The sequence below is a fragment of the uncultured Streptococcus sp. genome, from assembly GCF_915066115.1.
Taxonomy (GTDB): domain Bacteria; phylum Bacillota; class Bacilli; order Lactobacillales; family Streptococcaceae; genus Streptococcus.
In genome coordinates, this window is record NZ_CAJZDT010000059.1 from 1 (window position 1) to 10,800 (window position 10,800).

General features: G+C 42.6%; 9 protein-coding genes. 1 reads left to right on the top strand and 8 read right to left on the bottom strand.

The annotated features are described in order from the left end of the window. Positions 1 to 124: 124 nt before the first annotated feature. The 8 genes from glmS to ruvB form a co-directional block, all read right to left on the bottom strand. Positions 125 to 1,933 (bottom strand): glutamine--fructose-6-phosphate transaminase (isomerizing), encoded by a 1,809-nt coding sequence (gene glmS / locus QZ565_RS05335; protein ID WP_261019932.1) that lies wholly within the window; start codon positions 1,931 to 1,933, stop codon positions 125 to 127. A gap of 191 nt (positions 1,934 to 2,124) precedes the next feature. Beyond that, entirely contained in the window at positions 2,125 to 3,504 is a 1,380-nt protein-coding gene (bglA, locus tag QZ565_RS05340; RefSeq protein WP_261057044.1) for a 6-phospho-beta-glucosidase, read from the bottom strand. 98 nt (positions 3,505 to 3,602) lie between these two features. Next, entirely contained in the window at positions 3,603 to 5,456 is a 1,854-nt protein-coding gene (locus QZ565_RS05345; protein WP_295526584.1) for a proline--tRNA ligase, read from the bottom strand. Positions 5,457 to 5,468: 12 nt separating this feature from the next. Further along, positions 5,469 to 6,728: an RIP metalloprotease RseP gene (gene rseP, locus QZ565_RS05350; RefSeq protein ID WP_295526587.1), complete on the bottom strand. Its 1,260-nt coding sequence runs from the start codon at positions 6,726 to 6,728 to the stop codon at positions 5,469 to 5,471. A gap of 21 nt (positions 6,729 to 6,749) precedes the next feature. After that, positions 6,750 to 7,553: a phosphatidate cytidylyltransferase gene (locus QZ565_RS05355; RefSeq protein WP_261047877.1), complete on the bottom strand. Its 804-nt coding sequence runs from the start codon at positions 7,551 to 7,553 to the stop codon at positions 6,750 to 6,752. An 8-nt stretch (positions 7,554 to 7,561) separates the two neighbouring features. Beyond that, the gene (locus QZ565_RS05360; protein WP_000466722.1) at positions 7,562 to 8,320 is read right to left on the bottom strand and encodes an isoprenyl transferase; all 759 of its coding nucleotides are present in this window, start codon (positions 8,318 to 8,320) and stop codon (positions 7,562 to 7,564) included. A 344-nt stretch (positions 8,321 to 8,664) separates the two neighbouring features. Beyond that, complete coding sequence (locus QZ565_RS05365) at positions 8,665 to 9,237, bottom strand: nucleotidyltransferase family protein (protein ID WP_295526596.1); 573 nt, start codon at positions 9,235 to 9,237, stop codon at positions 8,665 to 8,667. Next, complete coding sequence (ruvB, locus tag QZ565_RS05370; protein WP_023946759.1) at positions 9,218 to 10,216, bottom strand: Holliday junction branch migration DNA helicase RuvB; 999 nt, start codon at positions 10,214 to 10,216, stop codon at positions 9,218 to 9,220. The genes QZ565_RS05365 and ruvB overlap by 20 nt, the downstream gene beginning before the upstream one ends. Positions 10,217 to 10,349: 133 nt before the next feature. On the opposite strand from ruvB, the gene QZ565_RS05375 reads away from it, so the two are divergent. Next, a complete protein-coding gene (locus QZ565_RS05375; RefSeq protein ID WP_295526601.1) occupies positions 10,350 to 10,442 on the top strand; it encodes a type I toxin-antitoxin system Fst family toxin in 93 nt (30 codons plus the stop codon). The last annotated feature ends 358 nt before the right edge of the window (positions 10,443 to 10,800 follow it).

A 10,800-nucleotide genomic window follows, 5' to 3' on the forward strand; every position in this document is an offset into this window, starting at 1 on the left:
CTTATACTCTTCGAAAATCAAATTCAAACCACGTCAGCTTCACCTTGCCGTACTCAAGTACAGCCTGCGGCTAGCTTCCTAGTTTGCTCACAAGAAAAAGCCTAGATAACTAGACTTTTTTGGCTTATTCTACCGTTACTGACTTAGCAAGGTTACGCGGTTTATCCACATCGAGACCACGGTGAAGGGTTGCAAAGTAAGCGACTAATTGCGTTGGCACGACCATTGAAATTGGTGAGAGGTAAGGGTGTACGGTTGTAAGGACGATATCATCTGTCTCTTTAGCAACATTTTCTTCTGCGATTGTAAGCACCTTGGCACCACGGGCTGCGACCTCTTGGATATTTCCACGAGTGTGGTTAGCAAGAACTGGGTCAGACAAGAGGGCCAAAACAGGCGTTCCTTCTTCAATCAAGGCAATAGTTCCGTGCTTGAGTTCTCCTGCCGCAAAACCTTCACACTGGATGTAAGAAATCTCTTTGAGCTTGAGACTGGCTTCCATGGCTACATAGTAATCTTGACCACGTCCGATGTAAAAGGCGTTACGAGTTGTTTCAAGAAGCTCACGAATCTTGCTATCAATCAATTCTTTTTCTGAAAGAGTTGATTCGATAGACTGAGCCACGATTGACAACTCATGAACTAGGTCAAAGGCTTGCGCTTTAGCATTGGCATTTGCTTGACCGACTGCTTTTGCAAGAAAGGCAAGGGCTGCAATTTGCGCTGTATAGGCCTTGGTTGATGCCACGGCAATTTCAGGACCTGCATGAAGGAGCATGGTATGGTTGGCTTCACGTGAAAGAGTTGAACCTGGGACATTTGTCACTGTCAAGCTCGGAATTCCCATTTCATTAGCCTTGACCAAAACCTGACGGCTATCCGCTGTTTCGCCAGACTGACTGATAAAGATGAAGAGTGGTTTCTTGCTGAGAAGTGGCATACCGTAGCCCCACTCAGATGAGATGCCAAGTTCAACTGGTGTATCTGTCAATTCTTCCAACATCTTCTTAGAAGCAAATCCTGCGTGGTAAGATGTTCCAGCTGCAAGGATGTAGATACGGTCTGCGTCTTGAACAGCCTGGATGATAGCTGGGTCTACTACTACTTGACCAACCTCATCTGTGTAGGCTTGGATGAGTTTACGCATAACCGTTGGTTGCTCATCGATTTCCTTGAGCATGTAGTAAGGGTAAGTTCCCTTACCGATATCTGACAAGTCAAGTTCAGCAGTGTAACTAGCTCGCTCACGACTATTTCCATCATAGTCTTGAACTTCCACGCTATCAGCCTTGACGATTACCAACTCTTGGTCATGAATTTCCATGTATTGGTTGGTTTCACGAATCATAGCCATAGCATCTGAGCAGACCATGTTATATCCTTCCCCAAGACCAATCAAAAGTGGTGATTTATTCTTAGCTACGTAGATAACTTCAGGATCTTGTGAGTCAACCAAGGCAAAGGCATAAGAACCACGGATGATGTGAAGAGCTTTTTTGAAGGCTTCAAGAACTGACAAGCCATCTTCTTCTGCAAATTTTCCAATCAAGTGAACGGCGATTTCCGTATCTGTTTGCCCTTTGAAGTGGTGACCTGCAAGGTATTCTTCCTTGATTTCAAGGTAGTTCTCAATCACCCCATTGTGCACCAAAACAAAACGTTCTGTCTCAGAGCGGTGTGGGTGAGCATTGTCTTCCGTTGGTTTCCCGTGAGTCGCCCAACGAGTATGTCCAATACCAGTTGTTCCCTCAACACCAGCTGTCTTGGCAGACAATTCTGCTATACGACCAACAGCCTTGACTAGATGGTTTTCAGCACCACCTAGGACAAAAATCCCCGCAGAATCATAGCCACGGTATTCGAGCTTTTCAAGTCCTTGAATCAAAATATCAGTTGCATTTGTGTTTCCAACAACACCAACAATTCCACACATAGTATATACGACACAGGCAAGCTGTGCTTTCTCCTTAAAATTGGTATAGTCTAATTCCTCTTTTATAGAATCAGCAAAAACAGTATATACTTGTTTCTTTCACTTGTCAAGAGCAAAAATTGGTATAGTTGAAATTATCCTTCTGTAAGCAAAAAACTCTGACCAATTAAAATCATCAGTCAGAGTCCTTTTTAAAATCCATTATTGTCACTTAATTCCTTGAACCAGTGCCCTGATTTTTTCAGACGACGTTCTTGCGTTTCCAAGTCTAATTCGACCAAACCATAGCGATTTTTATAGCTGTTAAGCCATGACCAGCAATCAATAAAGGTCCAAATTAAGTAGCCCTTACAATTGGCTCCATCTTCAATGGCACGGTGCAGTTCGCGAAGATGACCTTTTACAAAGTCAATACGGTAATCATCTTGAATCATTCCATTCTCACGGAATTTTTCTTCTCCTTCAACACCCATACCATTCTCTGTCAACATCCACTCAATATTGCCATAATTTTCCTTGATATTTTGGGCAATGTCATAAATCCCTTGCTCATAAATCTCCCAGCCACGGTGAGGATTAATTTTACGTCCAGGCATCACATAAGGCTCATAAAAATGTTCTGGCAAGAGTGGACTCTCTGGATGCTTAGCAAATCGAGGAGCCATAACACGCAAAGGTTGATAGTAATTGACACCAAGGAAGTCCACCGTATTGTCACGAATGAGATCCAACTCCTCCTCTGTAGCATCAGGCAAGAGACCGTGTTCATGCAAGATTTCTACCAATTCCTGTGGATAAGTACCCAAAACGGACGGATCTAAGAAAGATTGGGCCTGAAAAAGGTCCGCAATACGAGCAGCCTTGACATCAGCAGGATGCTGGCTACGTGGATAAGCCGGTGTCAAGTTGAGGACAATCCCAATCTTGGAATCAGGCAAGAGTTCATGACAGGCCTTAACCGCCCGACTGCTGGCCAATTGTGTATGATAAGCTACTTTAACGGCTGCCTCTGCATCCACCTTATGTGGATAATGGGCATCGTAAAAATAGCCAAATTCTACTGGAACGATTGGCTCGTTAAAGGTAATCCATTGATCCACTAAATCTCCATAAGTCTCAAAACAAAAACGAGCAAAGTTTTCATAGGCTGAGACAGTCACCTTATTTTCCCAACCATCACCATCCTCTTGAAGAGCAAAAGGCAAATCAAAATGATAAAGATTCACTAAAAGACGAATCCCTTTGGCCTTAATAGCTTCAAAGACCTGACGGTAGAAAGCTACCCCTTGAGGATTGACTTCTCCACGGCCTTGTGGGAAAATGCGAGACCACTGGATAGAAGTTCGGAAGGCTGTATGCCCAGTCTCTACCAAAAGCTCAATATCCTTTTCCCAATTTTCATAAAAGGTCGATGTCTTATCTGGACCAATCCCATTATAGTAACGATTTGGCTCCACTTGGTACCAATAATCCCATAGATTATCTCCCTTACCGTCACCAGCTATACGTCCTTCTGTCTGTGGCCCAGAAGTAGAGGATCCCCAGACAAAATCCTTTGGAAATCTTAGCATACATTTACCTCTTTATCTACTCATTTTTCCCATTATACAGAAAAAACAAGGTAAAAACTAGTTACATTTTTTCCTTGTTTTTCTTCTGATTATAGTTTTTATTTCTTGCTGAGGATTTCAAGCGTTTCAAGCAAGTTATCTGCATAAACCTCGATAGTGTCACCAGTCGCTTTAATCTTCACTTCTACGATGCCATCGGCTGCTTTCTTACCAACAGTGATACGAATCGGCAATCCAATCAAGTCGCTGTCGCTGAATTTAACACCAACACGTTCGTTACGGTCATCTGTCAAGACTTCGTAACCAGCTCCCATCAAGCTTGCTTCAAGCTTTTCTGTCAAGGCTTGCGCTTCATCATCCTTGACATTGACAGTGATCAAGTGCACATCAAATGGTGCCAATTCTTTAGGGAAGTTGATTCCCCAAGCGTAACGGTATTCACCTTTTGGCGTTTTGTTAACAAAGAGGCGAGCGTGTTGCTCCATCACTGCTGAAAGGAGACGGCTGACACCGATACCGTAACATCCCATGATAATTGGCACAGCACGGCCATTTTCATCCAAAACATCTGCTCCCATGCTTGCTGAATAGCGAGTGCCAAGTTTGAAGATGTGACCAATTTCAATACCACGCGCAAAGTTAAGGACACCTTGTCCGTCTGGTGAAATTTCACCCTCACGAACTTCACGGATATCCACATATTCTGCAGTAAAATCACGACCTGGGTTCACACCAGTCAAGTGGTAGCCATCTTCGTTAGCACCCACAACTGCATTACGAACATCTTGCACTTTACGATCTGCAATGATTTTAACATTCTCTGGCAAACCAACTGGGCCAAGTGAACCAAATCCTACTTGAACAACATTTGCCACTTCTTCTTCGCTAGCAACGTCAAAGAAATCTGCTCCCAAGTGGTTTTTCAACTTAACTTCATTAAGCTGATCATTTCCAACTAGAAGGGCGGCAACAAGCTCACCGTCTGCCATGTAGAAGAGGGTTTTAATCGTTTGTTCTTCTGGAACGTTGAGGAAGGCGGCAACTTCATCGATTGTTTTAACATCTGGTGTTGCAACACCAGTCACTTCTTCTTCAGCAACGACACGGTTGCTTGGTTTGTACTCGTTTGTTGCCATTTCCAAGTTAGCAGCATAGCTAGACTCACTTGAGTAAGCAATGGTATCTTCACCAGAAACCATCCATTTAAGCAATTCTGCCTTGATTTCTTCTTGCACTTCTGCAGGAATTTCATCAAATGAGGTAACTGACTTGTCCAAAACAACCCATCGGTCAAGGTCTGTACGAGCAGGTGTAATAGCCATAAATTCTTGGCTATCCTTACCACCCATGGCCCCACCGTCACCGATGATAGCCTTGAAATCTAAACCACTACGAGTGAAAATACGCTCATAAGCAGCCTTGTACTCATCGTAAACACTGTCCAAGCTATCATAGTTAGCGTGGAAACTGTAAGCATCTTTCATGATAAACTCACGTGTACGGAGTAGTCCATTACGTGGGCGTTTTTCATCACGATACTTAGGCTGGATTTGATAAAGGTTAAGCGGCAATTGCTTGTAAGACTTAACAGAATCACGGACAATAGCTGTAAAGGTTTCTTCGTGAGTTGGGCCTAGGATGAAGTCTGATTTTTCACGGTTTTTTAGTTTGTAAAGGTCTTCACCATAAGTTTCATAACGACCTGATTCGCGCCACAATTCTGCACTAAGAAGGGCAGGAGCCAACATCTCAACGGCACCAATCTTGTCGAATTCTTGGCGCATGATGTTTTTAGCTTTTTCAATCACACGGTTAGCAAGTGGTAGGTAAGAATAAACACCAGCAGAAACTTGACGAACATAACCAGCACGCAACATAAGGGCGTGGCTGATAACTTGAGCATCGCTTGGCATTTCGCGAAGCGTTGGGATAGGCATTTTACTTTGTTTCATAATATTCCTCGATTATCTAAAAAAGAGTCGCATGATGTCATTCCAGGTCACAGCAATCATCAAGACAACCATGATGACCACTCCGGCCAAGGTGACATAGGTTTCAATTTCTTGTTTCAATGGTTTGCGGCGAATGGCTTCTAGGATATTGAGCACAATCTTACCACCATCCAGGGCTGGAATCGGAATAAGATTAAAAATCCCAATATTGATGGAAATTATTGCCAAGAAGTACAAGACATTCTCAATTCCATTTTTAGCAGCATCACTACTTGCCTTAAAGATGGCAACAGGTCCACCTAGCTTGTTCAAATCCGGTTGGAAAATCAGATTTTTCAGAGCTGATAAAATTCTAAGCGCCGAGTCAGCAGCGGTTGTAAAACCACCTACAAACATGGATAGAAAATCTGACTTAACCCCCGGTTGAACACCCAGAAGATATCGACCTTGACTTTCTTCTGGGGTAACTGTTACTTGTTTGTCACTACCCTTTTCAGAAATAGTCACATCCAAGGTTGGGGCCGTCTTATCTTTGGTTTCTGATTCCACAGCCTGAATCAAACTTTCCCAGTTGCTAATCTCATGTGAGCCAATCTTGGTAATCTGGGCTGTTTCTGGTACTCCCACCTTGGCCAAGGCTCCTTGGGGCATGACATGGAACTGGTTGGTATCAACATCTCTGACACCACCCTGCATGAAGATTAAAATCCAGAAAACAACGACACCTAAGATAAAGTTGTTCATAGGGCCTGCAAAATTAGTAATGAGTTTCCCCCAGATAGTCGCATTTTGATATTGAACATCTAAAGGTGCAATCCGAACCTCAGTACCATCTGCTTCCACAACCGTTGCATCGTGATCCACTGCAAATGTTTTTTCTTCTTCCAGAACCAATCCTCTGATAAAAAGCTTGTCTTCAAAATCAAACTGGGTCACCTGCATAGGGAGGGCTGTTTGATCTAATTTTTTACCTGAAAGATTGATGCGTTTAACCTTACCATCATCAGTAAGGGTCAAACTGACAGGAGTTCCTGTCTTGATTTCAGTTGTATCATCACCCCAACCAGCCATACGAACATAGCCACCCAGAGGCAAGATTCGGATGGTATAGGCCGTTCCATCCCTGCCAATGTGAGCAAAGATTTTGGGTCCCATACCAATGGCAAATTCACGCACTAGAATCCCTGATTTCTTGGCAAAGTAGAAGTGCCCAAACTCGTGCACCACCACAATAATCCCGAAAACCAGAATAAAGGTTAAAATTCCGAGCATAGTATTTCCTCCATCTTTTGATTAAAAGAGTCCAAACAAGTGCATAATTGGAAATACAAGCAACATACTATCGAAACGATCCAAAACACCACCATGTCCAGGGATAAATTTCCCAGAATCCTTGACACCAAAGTGACGCTTGATCGAACTTTCTAGTAAATCACCAAATTGTCCAGCAATGCTAAAGAAAATAGCAAAGACTGACATCTTGTAAATTCCATACGGAAGAGCAACTGTTCTGTCAAACATCATAAAGATGATGGTTACTAAAATCGCACCTAAAATACCACCCAAGGCACCCTCAAAGGTTTTATTTGGAGAAACTGTCGGAGCTAGTTTTCGTTTACCATAGTTCATCCCAGCAAGATAGGCACCGCTGTCAGTCGCCCAGACGATACACAAGGCTAAGAGTGCCTTATCTAAACCTGCAACGCGAGCATCTAGTAAAGCATTAAATCCAAAGCCAACATAGAAACTCATAGCAAGAGGGAAAACAGCGTCCTCAATCGTATAAGACTTGCTAAAAACGGTCGTTCCTAACATGATTGAAATCAAAACACTGTAGGCAACCACATTCCCATCAACTGGCAAAAAAGTCAGGTAATTCTCCAAGGGAATGGTCAAGGCAAAGGTTGCAAAGAGGGTCAAGAGGCCCTCCATCGTCATGGTCTCTAGACCTCTCATCTTCAAAAGTTCATGCATGGCTAGCATGGCTATGATTCCAATTGCTATCTGAAGCAAGAGGCCACCAATCATTAAAATTGGTAGGAAAATAGCCAGGGCAATCCCTGCAAACAAGGTTCTTTTCTGTAAATCCTGTGTCATATTTCCTCCTAAACTCCTCCAAATCGGCGATGACGACGATTGTAGGCAAGAATGGCTTCCTGCAAGGCCGCCTCGTCAAAATCAGGCCACAAGGTGTCCGTAAAATAGAGCTCACTATAGGCTCCCTGCCATGGAAGGAAATTGCTCAAACGCAATTCTCCACTAGTACGGATAATCAAGTCTGGATCTCGTAACTCCTTAGGCAAATGCTGGGTAAAAAGATAATTACCAATCAATTCCTCTGTGATGTCACCTGGGTTGATTTTGGCATCTAACACATCCTGAGAAATCAACTTAAGAGCCTGTGTAATCTCAGCACGTCCACCATAGTTGAGGGCAAAATTAAGAATCAAACCTGTATTGTTCTTAGTCAATTCCTCAGCTTTAGTCAGAGCTTCAAAGGTTTGCTTAGGCAGGCGGTCCGTTTCCCCAATCATTTGAATCTTAACATTATTTGCATGCAGTTCCGGGACATAATTATCATAAAACTCTACTGGCAAGTTCATGATAAACTTGACTTCCTGATCTGGGCGGGTCCAGTTTTCTGTAGAAAAAGCATAGACCGTAATAACCTTAACACCTAGTTTGTTGGCTGCCTTGGTCACAGTTTGCAATGCTTCCATGCCCGCCTTGTGTCCAAAGACTCGCGGTTGCATACGTTTTTTAGCCCAACGACCATTGCCATCCATGATGATGCCGATATGAGCAGGAACCTGTGTCGGAACCTCTACTTCCACAGCCTTATCTTTCTTAAAAAATCCAAACATGATCTTATTCCTATTCAAAAATCTATCGTTTCATTATACCATATTTCCCTATTTTCTTCTATCACTAAGCTATTTATACTCTTTGAAAATCTCTTCAAACCACGTCAGCTCTATCTGCAACCTCAAAACAGTGTTTTGAGCAACCTGCGGCTAGCTTCCTAGTTTGCACTTTGATTTTCATTGAGTATTATTCTCAGGCGCAAAGCCCATTTTTCAAAAAAATAAGTCGCCTGATTGGGCGACTCTATTTTTATAGGGAGATTATTATGAAAAAGTTTTAGGAGTTTAAGTTAAGGTCTTCTTAACTTATGGACTTAGTATACACTTCCTAGCTTAAAGTTTCCTTAAGTATTTTTAAAAATCAAATTTTTCCATTTCTCCTGCCAATTTTTCTTGGATAGACGTGTTTGATAAAGTTCCATTCGGTCTTCATTTTCTAAGAAATGAGGAGTCGGACGAACTTGAAAATTCAAAATATCCTCCAAACCATAAGGTGCATAGAGTTCAAAATCTGCTTCTTCATTCAAGCGCAGTCCAACAGCCGTACATCGTTCTGGATACTTACTCATAGCATCACAAGAGCTGCTATAGGGAGCAGTATGAGGGCTGTGCTGGTGCATATAGACCTGATTTTTCAATTCCCACTGATACTGAGGAAAATCCGCTCTCAACTTTTTCTCTAGGAACAAGGTTTCCTCATAAGAAATATCCGGATCAAAGAAAATCACATCTACATCTGTTTCAAGATCAAATGCTGGTCTCTCTGACAAGAGATTCCAGATAAAATTTCTGACAGAACCTGCTGCCAACCAAGAATCTTTCAGACCAAGGTTTCGGATGATAGTCAAAATAGCCATCATATCCGGATTTTCTCTGAAAGAGTCTAAAATTTCAGCCTTATTTTTCAATATATTCATACCCTAAATGCTCATATGCCTTAGCAGTCGCCACCCGTCCAGAACGTGTCCGCATGATAAAACCTTTTTGAATCAAGTAGGGCTCATACATGTCTTCAACTGTCTCACGCTCTTCTGCTATGTTAACAGAAAGAGTTCCTAGACCAACAGGACCACCACCGTACATCTCAATCATGGTGCGAAGGATTTTCTGGTCCACATAGTCCAGACCTTCATGGTCAACATCCAGCATAGTCAAAGCCTTATCAGTAATAAGATCATCGATAACCCCATTCCCTATAATCTGGGCAAAATCGCGCACGCGTTTGAGGAGACGATTGGCAATACGAGGGGTTCCACGACTACGTAGGGCTAATTCAGATGCTGCCTCATGAGTGATTTCCATCTCAAAAATATCTGCCGTCCGCTCAACAATTTCCGTCAAGTCAGCATGGGCATAATACTCCATGTGACCTGTAATTCCAAAACGTGCCCGTAGCGGATTTGAGAGCATACCAGCCCGAGTCGTCGCACCAATCAAAGTGAAAGGTGGCAACTCCAAATGAACACTGCGACTGCCTTCACCAGCCCCAATCATGATATCAATGTAGAAGTCCTCCATGGCACTATAAAGCACCTCTTCCACTGACATTGGCAAACGATGAATCTCATCAATAAAGAGAACATCCCCAGGCTCTAAGTCATTCAAAATCGCTACCAAATCACCGGCTTTTTCAATGACTGGACCCGAAGTCTGCTTGAGATTGACACCTAGTTCGTTGGCAATAACAAAAGCCATGGTCGTTTTTCCCAAGCCTGGAGGGCCAAATAAAAGCACATGATCCAGCGCTTCATCCCGCATTTTGGCAGCTTCTATAAAGATTTGAAGCTGGTCCTTGACCTTATCCTGCCCAATATATTCACGTAAATACTGAGGACGGAGCGTGCGTTCTACTAACTCCTCGTCCCCCATTATCTCATTATCTAAAATTCTACTCATGGCTCTATTATATCAAAAAACCAAGCCACAAACAAAAAAGCCACCTGATTGGGTGACTCCAGAGTTTAGCACCTATGTGGTATAACATTCTACGGCACTGCTACACCGCCTACGAAAGGAGGTGAGATAGCCCATGATGGGATTAGTACTCAAAACTATCATCGGACCAATTGTGGTCGGTGTCGTTCTTCGCTTAGTCGATAAATGGCTAAACAAAGATAGATAGTGTCAAAAAGACCCCAAGCTTAATGTGGAAGTTAGCTTGGGGTCTTCTCTAGTCCATGATATAGAACTAATCCTTAATTCCTCTCCATTATCCCACAGTTCACACATTTTGTCAAAGGTTTACATTCTCAGCTTCGCAAGCTTTAACCGCTTTATAACAAGACTTTCAAGTTTAAGAGAAAATTAGGGATTCTATCAATTTCATAGAAATTTTGATTTAGTAAACGAAGAGACAATCTTATATGTCACTTCTCATTTAATACGCCACTACTAGACAAGCAAAATCATTATTACAGTAGTTCCAGTCCTTCAATTAACAGTCACTTACAATCAAATTGAGTTTGAAGTAGCTGAAGTAA

What these genes read in the sequence shown, in the direction of transcription:
- glmS (WP_261019932.1), bottom strand. Translation starts at nt 1,933, where the DNA reads ATGTGTGGAATTGTTGGTGTTGTTGGAAACACAAATGCAACTGATATT.
- bglA (WP_261057044.1), bottom strand. Translation starts at nt 3,504, where the DNA reads ATGCTAAGATTTCCAAAGGATTTTGTCTGGGGATCCTCTACTTCTGGG.
- QZ565_RS05345 (WP_295526584.1), bottom strand. Translation starts at nt 5,456, where the DNA reads ATGAAACAAAGTAAAATGCCTATCCCAACGCTTCGCGAAATGCCAAGC.
- rseP (WP_295526587.1), bottom strand. Translation starts at nt 6,728, where the DNA reads ATGCTCGGAATTTTAACCTTTATTCTGGTTTTCGGGATTATTGTGGTG.
- QZ565_RS05355 (WP_261047877.1), bottom strand. Translation starts at nt 7,553, where the DNA reads ATGACACAGGATTTACAGAAAAGAACCTTGTTTGCAGGGATTGCCCTG.
- QZ565_RS05360 (WP_000466722.1), bottom strand. Translation starts at nt 8,320, where the DNA reads ATGTTTGGATTTTTTAAGAAAGATAAGGCTGTGGAAGTAGAGGTTCCG.
- QZ565_RS05365 (WP_295526596.1), bottom strand. Translation starts at nt 9,237, where the DNA reads ATGAATATATTGAAAAATAAGGCTGAAATTTTAGACTCTTTCAGAGAA.
- ruvB (WP_023946759.1), bottom strand. Translation starts at nt 10,216, where the DNA reads ATGAGTAGAATTTTAGATAATGAGATAATGGGGGACGAGGAGTTAGTA.
- QZ565_RS05375 (WP_295526601.1), top strand. Translation starts at nt 10,350, where the DNA reads ATGATGGGATTAGTACTCAAAACTATCATCGGACCAATTGTGGTCGGT.